General features: G+C 66.3%; 16 protein-coding genes and 1 tRNA gene. 13 read left to right on the top strand and 4 right to left on the bottom strand.

The window, feature by feature from the left end; all coding sequences use genetic code 11:
* The first annotated feature begins 154 nt into the window (after positions 1-154).
* The 13 genes from N2652_11620 (at position 155) to N2652_11560 (ending at position 12,669) form a co-directional block, all read left to right on the top strand.
* A tRNA-Arg gene (locus tag N2652_11620) sits at positions 155-231 on the top strand.
* Between the two features lie 350 nt (positions 232-581).
* Complete coding sequence (locus N2652_11615; GenBank protein ID MCX7819833.1) at positions 582-2,102, top strand: alpha-galactosidase; 1,521 nt, start codon at positions 582-584, stop codon at positions 2,100-2,102.
* 105 nt (positions 2,103-2,207) lie between these two features.
* Positions 2,208-3,611: a 3-isopropylmalate dehydratase large subunit gene (gene leuC / locus N2652_11610; GenBank protein ID MCX7819832.1), complete on the top strand. Its 1,404-nt coding sequence runs from the start codon at positions 2,208-2,210 to the stop codon at positions 3,609-3,611.
* 22 nt (positions 3,612-3,633) lie between these two features.
* Entirely contained in the window at positions 3,634-4,281 is a 648-nt protein-coding gene (gene leuD, locus N2652_11605; GenBank protein MCX7819831.1) for a 3-isopropylmalate dehydratase small subunit, read from the top strand.
* A gap of 29 nt (positions 4,282-4,310) precedes the next feature.
* Entirely contained in the window at positions 4,311-5,546 is a 1,236-nt protein-coding gene (locus tag N2652_11600) for a hypothetical protein (protein ID MCX7819830.1), read from the top strand.
* Positions 5,543-6,661, top strand: a complete 1,119-nt coding sequence (locus N2652_11595) for a glycosyltransferase family 9 protein (GenBank protein ID MCX7819829.1) — start codon at positions 5,543-5,545, stop codon at positions 6,659-6,661. The genes N2652_11600 and N2652_11595 overlap by 4 nt, the downstream gene beginning before the upstream one ends.
* A complete protein-coding gene (locus N2652_11590; GenBank protein ID MCX7819828.1) occupies positions 6,658-7,614 on the top strand; it encodes an NAD-dependent epimerase/dehydratase family protein in 957 nt (318 codons plus the stop codon). Before N2652_11595 ends, N2652_11590 begins: the two co-directional genes overlap by 4 nt.
* Positions 7,611-8,525: an SDR family oxidoreductase gene (locus N2652_11585; protein ID MCX7819827.1), complete on the top strand. Its 915-nt coding sequence runs from the start codon at positions 7,611-7,613 to the stop codon at positions 8,523-8,525. Before N2652_11590 ends, N2652_11585 begins: the two co-directional genes overlap by 4 nt.
* Positions 8,522-9,517 carry a Gfo/Idh/MocA family oxidoreductase gene (locus N2652_11580; protein ID MCX7819826.1) on the top strand — a complete coding sequence of 332 codons (996 nt, stop codon included), beginning with the start codon at positions 8,522-8,524 and terminating at the stop codon, positions 9,515-9,517. The genes N2652_11585 and N2652_11580 overlap by 4 nt, the downstream gene beginning before the upstream one ends.
* Entirely contained in the window at positions 9,514-10,152 is a 639-nt protein-coding gene (locus N2652_11575) for an SIS domain-containing protein (GenBank protein MCX7819825.1), read from the top strand. Before N2652_11580 ends, N2652_11575 begins: the two co-directional genes overlap by 4 nt.
* Positions 10,149-10,880 (top strand): transaldolase, encoded by a 732-nt coding sequence (locus tag N2652_11570; GenBank protein ID MCX7819824.1) that lies wholly within the window; start codon positions 10,149-10,151, stop codon positions 10,878-10,880. The genes N2652_11575 and N2652_11570 overlap by 4 nt, the downstream gene beginning before the upstream one ends.
* Before the next feature lie 30 nt (positions 10,881-10,910).
* Positions 10,911-11,948 (top strand): hypothetical protein, encoded by a 1,038-nt coding sequence (locus tag N2652_11565; GenBank protein MCX7819823.1) that lies wholly within the window; start codon positions 10,911-10,913, stop codon positions 11,946-11,948.
* The gene (locus N2652_11560; protein ID MCX7819822.1) at positions 11,923-12,669 is read left to right on the top strand and encodes a nucleotidyltransferase family protein; all 747 of its coding nucleotides are present in this window, start codon (positions 11,923-11,925) and stop codon (positions 12,667-12,669) included. Before N2652_11565 ends, N2652_11560 begins: the two co-directional genes overlap by 26 nt.
* Positions 12,670-12,742: 73 nt before the next feature.
* Here N2652_11560 and N2652_11555 read toward each other — a convergent pair whose 3' ends face one another.
* The 4 genes from N2652_11555 to rplU are packed head-to-tail and all read right to left on the bottom strand — an operon-like array spanning position 12,743 to position 14,602.
* Positions 12,743-12,922 (bottom strand): hypothetical protein, encoded by a 180-nt coding sequence (locus N2652_11555; protein MCX7819821.1) that lies wholly within the window; start codon positions 12,920-12,922, stop codon positions 12,743-12,745.
* Positions 12,919-13,962 carry a GTPase ObgE gene (obgE, locus tag N2652_11550; protein ID MCX7819820.1) on the bottom strand — a complete coding sequence of 348 codons (1,044 nt, stop codon included), beginning with the start codon at positions 13,960-13,962 and terminating at the stop codon, positions 12,919-12,921. Before obgE ends, N2652_11555 begins: the two co-directional genes overlap by 4 nt.
* Positions 13,963-14,008: 46 nt before the next feature.
* Positions 14,009-14,266 carry a 50S ribosomal protein L27 gene (gene rpmA / locus N2652_11545; GenBank protein ID MCX7819819.1) on the bottom strand — a complete coding sequence of 86 codons (258 nt, stop codon included), beginning with the start codon at positions 14,264-14,266 and terminating at the stop codon, positions 14,009-14,011.
* 15 nt (positions 14,267-14,281) lie between these two features.
* A complete protein-coding gene (rplU, locus tag N2652_11540) occupies positions 14,282-14,602 on the bottom strand; it encodes a 50S ribosomal protein L21 (GenBank protein ID MCX7819818.1) in 321 nt (106 codons plus the stop codon).
* Positions 14,603-14,627: the final 25 nt, after the last annotated feature.

The raw sequence follows: 14,627 nt of genomic DNA, 5'->3' as shown, positions 1-14,627 counted from the left end.
CGTGCCTCAATTTACAATGCATTTCCGCCTGCCGGCGTTGATGCGCTGGTGGAGTTCATGCGGGAGTTTCAGGCGGCGAACGGTTGATGCCGGCGCGGGCGCGGTTTGCGCCGGCCACCGGCACGTGAGAAACTTTGCGGGTGAGCGTCGGCGTGCGCCTGTAGCTCAATTGGACAGAGCGTCAGCCTCCGGAGCTGAAGGTTCCGCGTTCGATCCGCGGCAGGCGCACCATCTCATACGCAGGTCAAAGTTTCTCCTCGGGACGCGAAGGGTGTGGCGGGAGGAACGATGTCCGAACCGCGCAGCGCGTACAGGCTGCTGTTGCGGGCTGCTGCGGCGGAGGCTCAGGTCAGGCTCGCGGTTGCCCGGGGCATCGCGAACACCGGAGGGGATGGGTCAGCGCTATGAACGTCTCCCGTAAACTTTGCCGGAGGTCTGTGTCTCTTCGTTGCCGCGTGCGGTCGTTGCAGCGGGGGGCGCTACGGGCCTGGGGGGGCATCGTCGCGTGCATGCTCGCTGCGCCGACGGGAACGAGCGCTGCGATCGACGATGAGCCGCTCACCGATGAGGAGCGAGCGGCCATGCGGACGCCGCCGCCGCCGGCGGCCCCGCGGATCAATCTGCCGGCGGTGGTCGGCGCGCGGCCGGGGCGGCCGTTTCTTCGGCGGGTTGCGACGACGGGGGTGCGTCCCATCCGGTTCGAAGCGGAGAAACTTCCGCCAAGTGTGGAGCTCGACCGTGCGGGGGGCGTGCTGCGTGGCGTGACGCCGCCGGCGGGCCGGTACACGGTGATTTTGCGCGCCATGAACGGGCATGGGACCAATGAGCGCCCCTTCACGATCGTCGCCGGGGAGACGTTGGCGCTGACGCCACCGATGGGGTGGAACCACTGGTACACCCATTATGACCGCGTCACCGATGGCATTATTCGCCGGGCGGCGGAGCTGATGGTCACCAGCGGGATGGCGGATCATGGGTACGAGTATGTGAGCATTGACGACTGCTGGATGCGCGCCCCGCCGGAGGAGGAGCTGAGGCGTCTGGCGCGCGAACTGGCGGAGAGGGGAGTGACGAACTTTTCTTTCCGACGGCCGCGAGATCCGTCCCGAATCGGACCGACTCGCGGCGCCGACGGCCGCCTTCTGCCGAATGGCTGGTTCCCGGACATGCGGGGCCTGACCGACTACATCCATTCGCTGGGTCTGAAGGCGGGAATCTATACGTCGCCCGGCCCCCTCACGTGCGCGGGATACGCGGGCAGCTATGGCCATGAGGAGCTCGACGTGCGAACCTTCGTCGAGTGGGGCTTTGACCTGCTCAAATACGACTGGTGTTCGTACCGCTGGTGGGCCACCGGCGAGGGAAACGAGCTGCACCGGCGGCCGTATCGACACATGGGCGAGCTGCTCGCGCGAGCGGACCGGGATGTGCTGTTCAACCTGTGCCAGTACGGCATGGCCGAGGTTTGGACATGGGGGCGGCAGGTGGGCGGGCACTCTTGGCGGACGACGGGTGATGTGGGTCTTGAGCGGCCGCTTCGGTCGCTGCCGCCATTCTACAGCGTGGCGCTCCGCACACTGAAGCTGGCCGACCACACGGGTCCCGGCGGGTGGAATGATCCCGACTACATCCTGATCGGCTGGTATGGCGATGCTCGGGGGGAGCGTCGGCCCCGGCGAACCACCCTCACGTGCGATGAGCAGTACGCGTACATGTCGCTCTGGGCGCTGATGCCGGCGCCCCTGTTTTTCAGCGGTGACATGGAGCGGCTGAACGGATTCACGTTGAATGTGCTCTGCAATCCCGAGATCATCGCGGTCAATCAGGACCCGTTGGGGCGAGGCGGGCGGCTGCTACGAGCGAGCGATGAGGAGTGGGTCGTGGTGAAGCCACTGGAGGACGGGTCGCTCGCGCTGGGGCTGTTTGCAGTTAGTGATGCTGAGCGGCAGATTGCGGTGTCGTGGTCGGAGCTGGGAGTTGTGGGACCACAGCGCGTGCGGGACCTTTGGCGGCAGCGGGACCTCGGCGAAGTGGAGGGAATGATCGAGATCCGCGTGGCGCGGCATGGAGCGGAAGTGTTGCGGCTGACCCCCGTGCGTTGATCGGCGCGGCGTTTTTCAAACGCGTTTGCCTTCGCCTCGGTCGCGTGGTCACTCATTCCGCCCCCGCTTGCGCGCGGGTGCCGGCGGCCGTATCATGTAAAGCCCATGAGTGGAACAACCTACGAAAAGATTTGGAACTCTCACGTCGTCAGGAGCTTCGATGATGGTACCGCCCTGCTCTATATTGACCGGCATCTCGTGCACGAAGTGACCAGTCCGCAAGCGTTTGACGGTTTGCGGCTGTCAGGGCGGAGGGTTCGACGTCCGGACCTGACGTTTGCGACGATGGATCACAATGTACCGACTGATGAGCGGCGTGAGATTCGGGATCCCGTCGCCCGCGAGCAGATTGCAGCGCTGGAGACGAACTGCCGCGAGTTCGATATTCAACTGTTTGGCCTTGACGACGAGCGAAACGGCATCGTGCACATCATCGGTCCGGAGCTCGGCCTCACGTTACCGGGCACCACAATTGTGTGCGGAGATTCGCACACCGCCACGCATGGGGCGTTCGGTGCGTTGGCCTTTGGCATCGGCACTTCCGAAGTGGAACACGTATTGGCAACGCAAACGCTTCGACAGCGAAAGTCGAAGGTGTTTCGGGTGGAGTTCACCGGGCGGCTCCGGTCACCGGTGACGCCGAAGGATCTGATTCTGAAGCTGATCGGCACGATTGGCACTGCGGGGGCGACGGGCTTCGTGTTGGAGTACACGGGCGAGGCCGTCCGGACGATGTCGATGGAGGGGCGCATGACGGTTTGCAACATGAGTATCGAGGCCGGTGCGCGCGCAGGTTTGATCGCTCCGGACGAGACGACCTTCGAGTACATTGCCACTGGCGATCGGCCGTATGCGCCGAGGGGCGAGGCGCTGGAACGAGCGTGCGCGCGTTGGCGGGCGCTGGCGCCGGATCCCGATGCTCGGTACGACCGGGCGCTATCGATCGCGGCGGATCGGATCGCCCCGCAGGTGACGTGGGGTACCAGCCCCGGCATGGTGGTGGATGTGGACGAGCCGGTTCCGACGCCGGACCGCGTGCCCGGCTACAGTCGGGCAGATGCCGAGCGCGCGCTGGAATACATGGGGTTGCGGCCGGGCCAGCGCATGACGGAGGTGCCAATCCAGGTTGTCTTTATCGGCAGTTGCACCAACGGCCGCATCGAGGATCTTCGGGAGGCCGCCCGGGTGGTCCGCGGGCGGAAGGTCGCGCCGGGTGTGCGCGCATTGGTGGTTCCGGGTTCGGCGCAGGTTCGTCGTCAGGCAGAAGCGGAGGGGCTCGATCGCATCTTTCGCGAGGCCGGCTTCGAGTGGCGCCGGCAGGGCTGCAGCATGTGTCTGGCGATGAATCCGGATCGCCTTGCGGAGGGCGAGCGTTGCGCGGCGACGTCAAACCGGAACTTTGAAGGGCGCCAGGGCAAGGGTGGACGGACGCACTTGGTCAGTCCCGCGATGGCGGCGGCCGCCGCCATCGCGGGTCATTTCGTGGACATCCGTCGCTGGCCGAGCTGAGACCTGTTGGGAGAGCGCGCAAATGGAACCGTTTCTTCGTCACCGCGGCCGGATCGCGGCATTGGATCGAGCGAATGTCGACACCGATCAGATCATTCCAAAACAGTTTTTAAAATCCATTCGCCGCACCGGCTTTGGTCCCGCCCTGTTTTTCGATTGGCGTTATTTGCCAGACGGTTCTCCCAATCCGGACTTTGAGTTGAACCGGCCGATCTTCCAGGGCGCGACCATTTTGGTGGTGCGCAACAATTTTGGCTGTGGATCGAGCCGCGAGCACGCCGTGTGGGCGATTCAACAGTATGGTTTTCGTGCAGTGATCGCTCCCTGGCAGCTGCGCGACGGAGAGCGTGTCGCGGCGTTCGCGGAGATTTTTCGAAACAACGCGACCCGAAATGGTCTGGTGACGGTTGAGCTCGCGGAGCAGGAGGTGGAGACCATTTTTCGCGAGGTCGAGGCGCGGCCGGGGCTTGAAGCCACAGTGGACCTGGAGAGGCTTGCGGTCACCTTGCACACTCCCGTGCCGGTGGAGTTTCAGTTCTCCATGGATCCGGCGGCGCGCCGGACGCTGCTGGAGGGACTCGACGAGATCCGGCAGACGTTACAGTACGAAGAAGCGATTGCCGCGTTTGAGCGGCGTCACGACGTCCAGATGCCCGTGGGCCGATTCTGAGGGACCGTGCGCGCGGGGGGCGGTTGAGGATGCGCTGGGATCTCGGCCTCGCGCGCGATTCAGTGGTGATGATTGTCAGCAACGGCCTCGCCGGGTTGTTGTTTCTGGCGGTGCACATGGTGGCGGGGCGTTGGATGGCGCCGACGGAGTACGCGGCGTTTGCGTCGCTGCTGGGCTTATTGTGGATTGTGCTGGTGCCGTCCGCGGCGCTGCAAGTGGCGGTGGCCCGCTATGCCTCGGAGTACTGCCATGCGCGTGACGATGCGATGTGGGGCGGGCTGGTGGGGTCGGTGGTGCGGTTGGTCACCGCGGGCGGCGCGCTGCTGGCCGCCGGCTGGTGCGTGGCGGCGACACCGCTTCAGGTGTGGCTGCGGGCACCGACAGTGGGGGCGGTTCGGTGGGTGGGCCTCATCGCGTGGCTGAGCCTGTATGCGCCGGTTGTCTCAGGTGCGCTGCAGGGGGCGCGCCGCTTCGGCTGGATTGCCGCGGCGGCGCTCGCACCGGGGCTCGTCCGGCTGGGGTTGGCTTGGCCCGTCGCCCGCGCGGGAGGCGATGCGGCCGCGATGTTGGGGGTCTATGCTGCCAGTGTGGCGGCGGGGCTGGCGGTGGGGCTGGGGCCGCTCTGCCGTGCGCTGGCGACCTCGCAGCCGGAACGGCTGGATTTAAGGCCATTCGCCCGATATTTCGGGCCGGTCGCCGGCGGTCAACTGGTGTTGTATGTGTTGATGAACGCGGATTTGATTTTTGCGCCGCGATTGCTCTCCGCGCCCGTCCTGTCCGCTTACGGCAAGGCGGCGATGCTGGCCCGATCGGTTCTCTTTCTGCCGATGCCGCTGGTGGTGGCGATGTTTCCCCGTGCGGTGGTGTCGGCTCGCCGGCGAATGCTCTTGCAGCCGGTCGCAATGGCGCTCGGGCTTTCCGCCGCGCTGGCCGCGGTGGTGACGGCCGTGCCGGGGCTGGCATTGCGAGTGATGTATGGTGTGGAGAGTGCGGTGATGGTCCGGCTGGTGCGCGCCTACGTGTGGGGGGTCATCCCGCTGGCGTTGACGGGGATCCTTTTGCAATACCTCTGGGCCCGGCACCGCACCGCCGGGCCGGCTGCGGCGTTGGCGCCGGTGGTGGCCGGATACGTCGGAGTGTTGCTGACGGCGGGCGAGGGCAATCCAATCGGTATCATCCTCGCGATGGTGGTCGCCGGGCTCTGTGCGTTGTTGGTCTTGGCCGCGGAGGTGCTTCGCCTCTGGCGTGAGTCGAGCGCCGCATGAGGGCGCCCCGCCGCATTCTGTTTCTCTCCCTTGCGGGAGCGGGCGACACGCTGCTGGCGACGCCGCTCATCGCCGAGGTGCGCCGCCATTTCCCCGCCGCTCGCATTGAAGTGCTGACGATGCAGGGGCGCGCGCCGCGCGAAGTGCTCGCCCACAATCCGTCCCTCGATGAAGTGCTGGGCTTTGACTTCGCTGCGGCGGGACGGGTGGGGTCGGTGATCGAGTGTCTCCGCCTGCGGACACGGCGCTACGATCTCTCGTTCACGGTGATGCCCCAGAACCGCCTTGAGTACAACCTGATCACGTGGCTGATCGGCGCCCGGGAACGGGTGGGGTTTGAGTTCGAGGAGGACTGCGGTGCCCGGCCGCGCCTCTGGCTTACGAGGGTTGTGCGCGAAGACCGCCGTTTGCACGTGGTCGAAAACAATCTGCGATTGCTGACCGAGGGGCTCGGTCTGCCGATTCACGGCGCCGATCCGATTCCCCGGTTGTTCGTGCAGCCAGAGCACGAGGCGCGGGCAGACGCCGTGCTTCGCGAGCTCGGTGCTGCGGGCCGGACCTGGTTCGGATTTCATCCTGGTTCTGGCACGACGAAGAATCTCATTCTGAAGCGCTGGCCCGTTCGGCACTGGGCGGTGCTGGCTCGGCGACTGGTCGAGTTGCACCCCGACGTCCGGGTGCTGTTGTTTGGCAGTCCCGACGAGCGAGCACTGCGGGAGGAGGTGATCCGGCAGTCGGGGCTGGATGCGTCGCGGATCGCGCTGGCTCCGGATGGCCGCGTGCTCGACACGGCGGCGTTGATTCGCCGCATGGCCATGTTTGTTTGCGGCGACACACTGTTGACCCATGTCGCCGCGGCGATGCAGGTGCCGACCGTCGAGATCGTTGGACCGACGGACCCGCGCGCGACGGGTCCCTACCGCGTGCGATCTCGCGTCGTGCGGCTTGGTCTGTCTTGCAGTCCCTGCTATTTCTTTTCGAAACACGGGATCCGATGTACGCATCCTCGCCCGATGGCCTGTCTCGAAGAGCTTGAGCCCGCGTTGGTGTTGGCGGCGATGGAGAGTTTGTGGCGCGAGACGACGGCCGCCCCGCCGGGTTCGTCCGCCGCATGAACGTTTTGATCACTGGGGGCGCCGGCTTCATCGGCAGCAACCTCGCGCAGCGCCTTGTGCGCGACGGGCAGCGGGTGCGAGTGTTTGACAATTTTTCGACCGGCCAGCTCGCGTTCCTGGAGGCCGTTCGCGGTGCGCCGAACTTCGAGTTGATCCGGGGTGACCTGCTGGACCTGCCCGCGCTGACTGCCGCCTGCGACGGCATGGACCTGGTGATCCATCTGGCCGCGAACGCGGACGTCCGGTTCGGCACCCACCACCCTCGGAAGGATCTCGAGCACAACACGATTGGCACCTTTCACGTGCTGGAGGCGATGCGGACCGCGGGAGTGCGCCGGATTGCGTTTTCCTCCACGGGCTCCATCTATGGCGAGCCGGAGGTGTTCCCGACACCGGAAGACGCACCGTTTCCCGTGCAAACCTCTCTGTACGGCGCCTCCAAGCTCGCGGGAGAGGGGTTGATTGAGGCCTACTGCGAGGGATTTGGCTTCCAGTGCTGGATTTTTCGGTTCGTCTCGATTCTCGGAGAACACTACTCTCACGGTCACGTCTTCGATTTTTACCGCAAGCTTCTCGCCGATCCGACGGAGCTGGAAGTGCTGGGAGACGGACATCAGCGGAAGTCATATCTGTATGTGCAGGACTGCCTGGATGCGATGTGGCTGGCGATCGAGCGTGCCGACCGCCGCGTGAACATTTTCAACCTCGGCACCGACGAGTATTGCGAGGTGAACGACTCGGTCCGCTGGATCTGCGAGGAGCTGGGGGTGCGCCCCCGGCTGCGGTACACCGGTGGAATCCGCGGATGGGTGGGGGATAGCCCATTCATTTTTTTGGATACGCGTCGGATCCGATCGCTGGGGTGGTCGCCCAAACTCTCGATCCGTGAGGCGATCGTGCGCACGCTTCGTTACCTGCAGGCGAACCGCTGGCTGCTGGAGGCGCGCGCATGAGTGCGCGGCTGCTCGCGGGCCGCCGGGCACTGATCACCGGGGCCAGTCGCGGTCTCGGTGCGGCGATCGCGCGCAGGTTCTGGGAAGCGGGCGCCTCGTTGGTGTTGCTTGCGCGGCGGGAGCCGGCGCTGCGCCGCTTCGTCGCATCGCTGCCAGCCCGCGAGGAACAGATGGCGCTGCCGGTGGTCGCCGACCTTGCGGTACCCGACCTGGGGACCGTCGCCGAGGAGGTGGCCGCGGCGGCGGGGGCGCTGGGCGGGCCGCTGGACGTGCTGGTGAACAACGCGGGGGTACAAGGTCCGATTGGACCGCTCGAGCAGATCGGCAACCGATGGGAGGCGTGGGTTCAGACGATTCAGGTGAACCTGTTGGCACCAGTTCGGCTGATCGTGGAGCTGCTGCCGCGAATGTCGGACGGGGGCGTGATCATCAACGTGGGCGGTGGTGGGGCGACCGCGCCGCGCCCGAACTTTTCCGCGTATGCGGTGGCGAAGACCGCACTGGTGCGACTGACCGAGTGCCTCGCGGATGAACTGCGGCCGCGGCGCATTCGCGTGCTTGCGCTTGCGCCGGGTGTGCTGCCGACCGACATGTTGCGCGAGGTGTCGGCGGCCGGCGAGGCTGCGGCGGGTGAGCGGGAGGTAGCGATCGCGCGTCGAGCGCTCGAGCAGCCGGACGCGGCGGCGCTCGATCGTGCCGCAAGCTGCGCGCTTTGGATGGCGTCGGATGCGGCCGTGGGGATTACGGGCCGGCTGATCAGCGCGGTGTGGGATCCGTGGTCTCGGCTGGGTGACGTTGCGGCGGAGCTGGCGGCCACGGATGTCTACACGCTGCGTCGGATCACTCCGCGGGATCGTGGTCTGGATTGGGGCGATCCGGTAGACTCCGCGGCGGAGCCACCGGCGAGATGAGCACTTCCGCGACACCACTGCAGGTGGGCATCGTGGGCTGCGGGCTGATCGGACGCAAACGCGCGGCCGCCCTTGGGGCGCACCGGCTGGTCGCATGTACCGACCTCGACCCGGCTCGGGCCGCGGCGCTGGCGGCGCCGGCGGGGGCGGCGGTCTGCCGTGACGCCGCTGAGCTGGTTGCACGGGCGGACGTGGACGTGGTGATTGTGGCGACCACTCATGACGCGCTGGCGACGACGGCGGTGGCCGCGCTCTTGGCGGGAAAACACGTGCTGGTGGAGAAGCCGGCGGGCCGGACGGTCGCGGAGGTCGAAATGATTCAGCGAGCGGCGGCCGCATCGAAGTGCCTCGTGCATGTCGGGTTCAATCACCGCTACCACCCGGCGGTGCGTCGCGCGCGAGAGCTCTTTGAGCAAGGCGCGCTGGGGCCGATGATGATGGTGCGGGGGCGATACGGCCACGGGGGCCGTCCGGGCTACGAGCGAGAATGGCGGGCGGACCCCATCCGATCAGGGGGTGGCGAGCTGATTGATCAGGGGGTGCATCTGATAGATTTGGCGCGCTGGTTCTTGGGCGACTTTACGGACGTGCGCGGCTTGGCGACCACGTTGTACTGGGCGATGCCGGTGGACGACAATGCGTTTCTCACGCTGCGCACCGCGGGCGGTCAGGTCGCGTTCCTGCACGCGAGCTGCTCTGAGTGGAAAAATCTGTTCTCGCTCGAGATTTACGGGCGCAGCGCGAAACTCCACATCGAAGGGTTGGGTGGCAGCTACGGGGTTGAGCGGCTCGCGTACTACCGGATGAAACCGGAGATGGGACCCCCGGAGACGACCATCTGGGAGTTTCCGGGCCCGGACGATTCGTGGGCAATCGAATGGGCTGAATTTGCAGAGGATATCCGGCTGGGTCGGACCCCCGCCTGCGGCGTCGAGGATGCGCGTGCTGTGCTGGCTGTGGTGGAGACGGTGTATCGCGGAGGGGGCGCATGAAAGATCCCTTTGTTGAGCGGTATTTGGAGGAGACGATGGAGATTGCGCGCCGCCTGGACCCGGTGGCGATCGCAGCAGTGGTGGAGCGTCTCGCCGAGGTCCGCGAGCGGGGGGGGCGGCTCTTCGTGCTGGGGGTCGGCGGGGGCGCCGCGAACGCGAGCCACGCGGTGAATGACTTTCGGAAGCTTTGTGGATTCGAGGCGTACGCGCCGACGGACAACGTTTCCGAGCTCACCGCGAGGATCAATGACGAGGGGTGGGCGAGTTCGCTCGCCGCGTGGCTGCGCGGCAGCCGCTTGGGTCCGCTGGACGGCGTGCTGGTGTTTTCGGTCGGCGGAGGGGACGAGGCGCGCAACGTCAGCCCCAACTTGGTCCAGGCGATCCGCGAGGCGAGGCGCGTCGGCGCGACGGTGCTGGGTGTGGTCGGTCGGGACGGCGGATTTACCGCGCGTGCGGCGGACGCGTGCGTGGTCATCCCGGTGGTAAACCCGGAAGCGATTACGCCGCACACGGAGGCATTTCAGTCGGTCGTCGCGCATTTGTTGGTCTCGCATCCGCGGCTAAAGGTAATGCCGACGCACTGGGAGCATCTAGATCGCGGCGGCGCCGCGGCGCCGCAGGAGTCTCCGCGATGATGCCCGATCGCGTGCCCCGACTGGAGGAACTCAAAATCCGCATTTTCTGCGACGGCGCCGACCTCGATTCGATCCAAGCCGCTCGTGCGAGGGGCATCGTGAAGGGATTCACGACGAACCCGACGCTGATGGCGCGGGCGGGCGTGACCAACTATCTGCTCTTCGCCCGGGAGCTGCTGCGCATCGTGCCGGACATGCCCGTTTCGTTTGAGGTTTTTTCCGACGAGTTTGACGAAATGGAGCGCCAGGCGCGCGTGCTGCGATCACTGGGCCCGAACGTGCATGTAAAGATTCCGATCACGAACACCCGGGGCGAATCGTCCTGTCCGCTGATTGCCCGGTTGTCGCGCGAGCGCATACCGTTGAACATCACCGCGATGCTCACGCTCGATCAGGTCCGTGCGGTCGCGGCGGCATTGGACCCGGCGTGCCCGGCGTTTGTGTCGGTCTTTGCGGGGCGGATCGCGGATACCGGCCGTGACCCGGTGCCGATCATGCGCGAGGCGCTCGAGATTCTGCGGCCCCTGCCGCGCGCGGAGTTGTTGTGGGCTAGCCCGCGCGAGGCGCTGAACATTTTACAGGCGGAACAGATTGGCTGCCCGATCATCACCTGCACGCCGGACCTGCTCGCGAAGGCGGAAAATTTCGGGCGGGATCTGACGGAGTACTCGCTGGATACCGTGCGGATGTTCCGCCGCGACGCACTGAACAGTGGATTTCAGATCTGATCGAATGCGTGCCGGAGACGGAGAGCTCACATGATCATCACACAGACCCCTTTCCGCATCACGCTGGGCGGTGGCGGCACCGATTTACCCTCGTTCTACCGCGAGCATGGCGGCTTTGTGTTCACGATGGCGATTGACAAGTTCATGTACATCTTTCTGCATCGGCTGCCGGTGACGGAGCGGAAGACGATGATCCGGTACTCGCAGGTGGAGGTGGTGAGCTCGGTGGACGAGATCCGGCATCCGCTGGCACGCGAAGCGCTGCGCCTGTACGGCGTGCGGGAATACATCGAACTGGCCAGTCTCGCCGACTTGCCCGCGCGCACGGGGTTGGGCTCGTCCGGCGCCTATCTGGTCGGCCTGCTCACCGCGCTGCGCGCGTGGCGACGCACACCGGCGCCGCCGGCGGAGGTCGCGGAGGAGGCGTGCCGCATCGAAATGGAGATTCTGAAGGAGCCGGTGGGCAAACAGGATCAGTACATCGCCGCGTTCGGGGGGTTTCGCACGCTCGATATTTCGCGCGACGGGACGGTCACGGTCGGCGCAGTGCCAGTGGATTCGACGCTTGCGCTCGAACTGGCGCACAAGGCGCGGATGTACTACACGGGGATTCAGCGGTCGGCGACCGCGGTGTTGAAAAATCAGGACGAGGCTGCACGCAGCACGGAGCGGCCGGACCACGCGCGGGTGGTGGAGTCGCTGATCGAGATCCGAGAAATCGGGCGGCAAATCCACCGGGCGTTCCTGGACCGCGATTTGGACCGGTTTGGAAGGCTGATGGACGCGCACTGGGCGTGCAAGCGACGGCTGTCCCCAGCGGTCAGCCTCGGCGCGGTGGATGAACTGTACGAGGTGGTGAAGCGGCAGCACGGCGTGCTGGGGGGCAAGATCATCGGCGCGGGTGGGGGGGGGTTTCTTCTCTTGTACTGTCCGGAGCGGGGGCGAGAACTCGACGCGTTCATGGCGGGGCACGGCATGCCGCGGGTCAGCTGGGTCCCCTGCCGGCACGGTGCCCGCGTGGTGGCCGAGTTTGCCGAATCGGATGACTTCGACCAGTCCCCGGAGTGACCGCGAGCTGCCACTTCAGGCGGCGATTTTGTGCGGAGGTCTTGGTACGCGGATCCGCGCCCTCGCTGGCGATCGGCCGAAATCCCTGTTGCCGGTGGCCGGGCGGCCATTCATTGAGCACCAGCTGGAGCTGCTTGCCGCCAGCGGCGTGTCTGATGTGGTGTTGTGTGTCGGCGTCGGTGCGGAGATGATCGCCGCGCACGTGGGTGACGGGGCGCGCTGGGGGATCCGGGCGCGGTATTCGCGCGAGCCGGCGGACGCGCTGCGGGGCACCGGCGGGGCGCTCGTGAATGCGCTCCCGCTGCTGCGCGAGTGGTGCTTTGTGATGTATGGCGATTCGTATCTGCCGGCGGACTACCGGCCGATGGCGCGTGCGTTTCAGCAGAGCGGCGCGCCAGCGATGATGGCGGTGTACCGCAACGCGGGCCGGTGGGACGCCAGCAACGCGCGGGTCGAGGGAGGGCGGGTGGTTTTTTACTCCAAGTCCGCGGCACCCGGCGAGGCCGACTGGATTGATTGGGGGCTGCTGGCGATGCGGCGCGAGGTGATCAGCCGGTATGCGAGTGCCTCTATGCCGCTGGACCTTGCGTCGGTGCTCACAGACCTGGTGAGCGCAGGTGAGCTTGCCGCCTGGCCTGCGCCGACCCGATTCTACGAGATCGGCAGGCCGGAGGGTTGGCGGGAGCTGGAGGCGTATCTGCGGCAGAGGCAGTCGCAGTAATGCGCGTGCGCAGTGGGCCGACCGCTTGGGGATCGCTCGTGGAACCGTGGCGGCATTGACGGCGCGACGACGATCAGGACGGGCTCAGCGCAAGATAGGCGGCCAGGAGAGCGATCGCGAGCACCGCTTCGACGGTCGCGATGAATGCGATCGGAAGTCCGGGCAAGCGTGACGCCCACCACCGCTGCGCGAGCAGACCCACCAGCGCGTCGGCTCCTAACAGAATCCCGGCCCAAAACAGCCAGGCTCTCATGGAGGCGGCGCTGCGGCGGACTTTGCCGACGCGGCGGTGTCCAGCTCAGCGACTCGCCTGGCCAGTTCGCCGATCAGCACATCGAGGCCCTGACGGGAGTGGGCGGAGATGGGCAGCGGCGTGACGCTGGTCCGGGCGATGAACTCGTCAAGATGGTGTGCGGCATCGGGCAGATCCATCTTGTTTGCGACAGTGAGATAGGGTCGCTCGTCCAGCCCTCGGCCGTACATCTCCAGTTCGCGACGGAGGCTGAAAAAATCGTCCGCGGGGTGGCGGCCGTCGACGCCGGCCATGTCAATCAGCAGCACGAGAAACCGCGTGCGCTCGATGTGTCGGAGGAAGTCATGGCCAAGGCCCACGCCCCGGTGGGCTCCCGCGATCAGGCCGGGAATGTCGGCAACCCGGAGCATCCGCTCCTCATCCAGTGGAACCACACCGATGCAAGGGTGGAGCGTGGTAAACGGATAGGGCGCAACACGGGGATGGGCGCGGCTGATCGCTCCGAGGAGGGTGGACTTGCCCGCGTTGGGGAAGCCCACAAGGCCGACATCGGAGATCAGCTTCAGCTCCAGTAGCAGTTTGCGTTCCTCGCCGGGGCGTCCCGGCGTGCACTCCCTCGGGGCCTGGTGCGTCGGGGTGACAAAGTGCAGATTGCCGAGGCCACCGGCCCCGCCGCGCGCGACCACGAGCCGTTCGCCGTCGCGCAGAATTTCACCGATCCACGATCGGTCGGCGGCGTCGCGGACTTCGGTGCCACAGGGCACCCGCACGATGCAGTCTTCGCCGCTGCGGCCGGTCTGCTGCTTGCGGCGCCCGGGCATGCCGTTTTCCGCGCGATGATGGGGCTGGTAGTACAGGTGGAGCAGCGAGTCGAGCGACGCGTCGCCGACCAGGACGACGTCTCCGCCCCGCCCTCCATCTCCGCCGTCGGGACCGCCAAACGGCACGTACTTTTCCCGACGGAATGTGGCGACGCCGTCACCCCCGCGGCCCGCGCGGACGTGAATTTGCACGCAGTCAATGAACGTGGGCGCTTTCACGGCCGCAGCGCCAATTGAGCGTCGGACTGGAATCCGACAGGTGTGCTCAGGCGGGAGTGGGCGAGGGGAGCACGTGAACGCGGCGGGAGCGCGAATCCATGTCCACCACGCCGTCGATGAGCGCAAACAGCGTAAAATCGCGTCCCATACCCACGTTGCGACCCGGGTGCAGCCGAGTGCCCCGTTGACGCACCAGGATGTGGCCCGCCCGCACCGTCTGCCCCGCGAAGCATTTCACGCCGAGGCGCTGACCGCGGCTGTCGCGGCCGTTGCGACTGGTGCCTTGTCCCTTCTTGTGCGCCATGGTTGTTCCTCCGGTTCAGACGGTCGGAATGCCGACGATCCGCACCGTTGTGATCGCCTGCCGATGACCGACTTTGCGGTGATAGCCCTTTCGGCGCTTTTTCCGGTACGAAATCACCTTTGGTGCTCGCCCGTGAGCGAGGATCTGTGCGGAGACCGTCGCATCGGGCAGCGCCGGAGTACCCACCTTGAGCGTTGTGCCGTCCGACACCGCCAGTACCGGCGCCAGTGCAATCGTCTCGCCCGGTTCCGCAGCGAGCCGCTCGATCGTCAATCGGTCGTCGGGGCGGACAAGATACTGTTTGCCGCCGGTCTCAATGACTGCATAGGGTTTCATCGACACATCAATCCTCACGTGGCGG

The sequence above is a fragment of the Kiritimatiellia bacterium genome (genome assembly GCA_026417735.1).
Classification (GTDB): Bacteria; Verrucomicrobiota; Kiritimatiellia; order PWTM01; family PWTM01; genus CAACVY01.
Note: the sequence above shows the minus strand (reverse complement) of the source record. Positions and strands in the feature narration are given on the sequence as shown.

Bases quoted from the DNA above. Each gene is read 5' to 3' on its own strand.
- N2652_11615 (MCX7819833.1), top strand. From the start codon at position 582: ATGCGGACGCCGCCGCCGCCGGCGGCCCCGCGGATCAATCTGCCGGCG.
- leuC (MCX7819832.1), top strand. From the start codon at position 2,208: ATGAGTGGAACAACCTACGAAAAGATTTGGAACTCTCACGTCGTCAGG.
- leuD (MCX7819831.1), top strand. From the start codon at position 3,634: ATGGAACCGTTTCTTCGTCACCGCGGCCGGATCGCGGCATTGGATCGA.
- N2652_11600 (MCX7819830.1), top strand. From the start codon at position 4,311: ATGCGCTGGGATCTCGGCCTCGCGCGCGATTCAGTGGTGATGATTGTC.
- N2652_11595 (MCX7819829.1), top strand. From the start codon at position 5,543: ATGAGGGCGCCCCGCCGCATTCTGTTTCTCTCCCTTGCGGGAGCGGGC.
- N2652_11590 (MCX7819828.1), top strand. From the start codon at position 6,658: ATGAACGTTTTGATCACTGGGGGCGCCGGCTTCATCGGCAGCAACCTC.
- N2652_11585 (MCX7819827.1), top strand. From the start codon at position 7,611: ATGAGTGCGCGGCTGCTCGCGGGCCGCCGGGCACTGATCACCGGGGCC.
- N2652_11580 (MCX7819826.1), top strand. From the start codon at position 8,522: ATGAGCACTTCCGCGACACCACTGCAGGTGGGCATCGTGGGCTGCGGG.
- N2652_11575 (MCX7819825.1), top strand. From the start codon at position 9,514: ATGAAAGATCCCTTTGTTGAGCGGTATTTGGAGGAGACGATGGAGATT.
- N2652_11570 (MCX7819824.1), top strand. From the start codon at position 10,149: ATGATGCCCGATCGCGTGCCCCGACTGGAGGAACTCAAAATCCGCATT.
- N2652_11565 (MCX7819823.1), top strand. From the start codon at position 10,911: ATGATCATCACACAGACCCCTTTCCGCATCACGCTGGGCGGTGGCGGC.
- N2652_11560 (MCX7819822.1), top strand. From the start codon at position 11,923: ATGACTTCGACCAGTCCCCGGAGTGACCGCGAGCTGCCACTTCAGGCG.
- N2652_11555 (MCX7819821.1), bottom strand. From the start codon at position 12,922: ATGAGAGCCTGGCTGTTTTGGGCCGGGATTCTGTTAGGAGCCGACGCG.
- rpmA (MCX7819819.1), bottom strand. From the start codon at position 14,266: ATGGCGCACAAGAAGGGACAAGGCACCAGTCGCAACGGCCGCGACAGC.
- rplU (MCX7819818.1), bottom strand. From the start codon at position 14,602: ATGAAACCCTATGCAGTCATTGAGACCGGCGGCAAACAGTATCTTGTC.